Below are 1,370 nucleotides of genomic sequence, written 5' to 3'. Positions count from 1 at the left end.
CAGACACTCCAGACAACTTGCATCGCCCTTCCCTCCTGCCAAGCCCGCTAGTATAGACCACAAACCCCTGCAACGTAGGAATTCGATGACAGAAAAATCATTGGCCTCTTACAACGTTCATTTCGTGCTCCAACGCGTCCATAAATAGAGCGGCGACATCACAGCCAGTCTGGTCGTAGATCTCTTGGAAGCAGGTAGGGCTGGTGACATTGATCTCAGTGACGCAGTCTCCAATCACGTCGACGCCAGCCAGCAGAAGCCCCCGACTTTGAAGAATGGCGCCCAGCGCGGTAGCGATCTCCACATCACGTTGGGTCAATGCCTTAGCGACCCCTTTGCCCCCAGCCGCAAGATTGCCGCGGACTTCGGTTCCCTGGGGGATCCGTGCCAAGCAATAGGGAACCGGCTTACCGCCAATGATGAGGACGCGTTTGTCCCCTTCCACAATCTCGGGAAGGAATTTCTGCACCATCACACTTTGCGAGCCTTCTTTATTGAGGGTCTCGATGATGCTTCCCAGATTGAGGCCATCTTCCTTGACGCGGAAAATCCCCATGCCGCCCATGCCGTCGAGCGGCTTCAGGATGATGTCCAGGTGCTCTGCATGGAAACGGCGAATGTCTTCCGCGTCTCTGGTGACCAGCGTAGGGCCGATGAACTCCGGAAACTCCATGATCGCCAGCTTCTCTGGATGGTCGCGCAAGGCCCTGGGCTTGTTGAACACCCGGGCGCCCTCCCGCTCAGCCTGCTCCAGCAGGTGCGTTGCGTAGAAGTATTCGCTGTCGAAAGGAGGGTCCTTGCGCATCAGCACGCAGCCGAACTCAGCCAGCGCGACTTCACGATTCCCCTGGGAGGTAAACCAAGCATCCGGTTGACCAGTCAGCAGGATGTCTTGCACTCGGGCCATCACTCGGCCACCGCGCCGCCAAGCGATCTGTGAAGGTTGGCACACCGAAATCGCATGGCCTCGCCGCTGCGCCTCTCGCATCATGGCGAACGTGGTGTCCTTATAGATCTTGAAGTGTTCGAGCGGATCGGCGATGAAAAGGATGTTCATGGTCTGCAGAAGAAAGGGATCGGCTGTACGCCCGGTGCGCGCTTGCGGCCGTACTGTTGCACAAATAGTATGTGGCTGCCGGTAAGCCCGCTCATAGGCTGGACTGAATCCAGCCTTGGCCACTGCCCATTTCAAGACCACCCAAAAAGTGCTAGGTAGGCTAAAAGTGCCAGGTGCAAAGGCTGCCGACCCGCCCAGACCCTAATGCTATTTATTTATTTAATAGCATCTGCCGTAATGAATACGGCGGCAGAGCACTAAAAAGTCCGTCCTGAACAATTCCGTTCTCAGCAGCAGAGAGGTCGGCGGTCAG

General features: G+C 56.6%; 1 protein-coding gene. It reads right to left on the bottom strand.

Annotated features, from left to right (window positions below; genetic code table 11):
* Window positions 1–97: 97 nt before the first annotated feature.
* Window positions 98–1,057 carry a glutathione synthase gene (gshB, locus tag BLT03_RS23620; RefSeq protein ID WP_092746192.1) on the bottom strand — a complete coding sequence of 320 codons (960 nt, stop codon included), beginning with the start codon at window positions 1,055–1,057 and terminating at the stop codon, window positions 98–100.
* Window positions 1,058–1,370: the final 313 nt, after the last annotated feature.

Source organism: Paracidovorax valerianellae (genome assembly GCF_900102625.1).
GTDB classification, from domain to species: Bacteria; Pseudomonadota; Gammaproteobacteria; order Burkholderiales; family Burkholderiaceae_C; genus Paracidovorax; species Paracidovorax valerianellae.
The sequence above is the reverse complement of the archived record's forward strand: the minus strand, read 5'-3'. Positions and strand labels throughout refer to the sequence as shown.